This window comes from Halorubrum sp. SP9, from assembly GCF_005435015.1.
GTDB lineage: Archaea > Halobacteriota > Halobacteria > Halobacteriales > Haloferacaceae > Halorubrum > Halorubrum sodomense.
The window spans coordinates 1-539 of record NZ_SGXU01000296.1; the positions used below are offsets into that span (position 1 = coordinate 1).

A 539-nucleotide genomic window follows, 5' to 3' on the forward strand; every position below is an offset into this window, starting at 1 on the left:
CGAGCGCGACGGCGACGACCTCCGGGTCAACGAGGCCATCTCCTTCCCGCAGGCCGTCTTCGGCGACACCGTCGAGGTGGAGACGGTCGACGGCAGCGTCGAGATGGACGTCCCCGCCGGGACGCAGAGCGGCGAGACGTTCCGCCTCCAGGGGAAGGGAATGCCCCGGCTTCGGCGCCGCGGACGTGGCGACCTCTACGTGCAGGTCGCCGTCGTCGTCCCCGAGTCGCTCAACGACGAGCAGCGCGAGGCGCTGGAGGCGTTCGCGGAGGCCGGCGGCGAGGACATCGACGTCGGCGGCGGGTTCTTCGAGAAGCTGAAGAGCTCGTTCTTAGCGGGGTCCTCGCCCGGCGGTCGGGGCGCCCTCCTTCCGAGGGCCGTAGCTTTTCGGCCTTTCGAGTCGTCCGTCGAGGCATGGGCTACGACACGACCGCCTACGACGACGTCGAACCCCGCGCGCCCGGCATGTACTTCCTCCGCGACGCGCTCGACTGCGAGCGCCTCGGCGTGACCGTCGTCGAGGCAGACGCCGGCTGGGA

The 539-nt window shown here is 71.1% G+C and carries 2 pseudogenes; both read left to right on the forward strand.

The window, feature by feature from the left end:
* Positions 1-331 (forward strand): annotated as a pseudogene (locus EXE45_RS17610) (DnaJ C-terminal domain-containing protein); the annotation flags it as partial.
* 83 nt (positions 332-414) lie between these two features.
* Positions 415-539, forward strand: a pseudogene (locus EXE45_RS21530) (cupin); the annotation flags it as partial.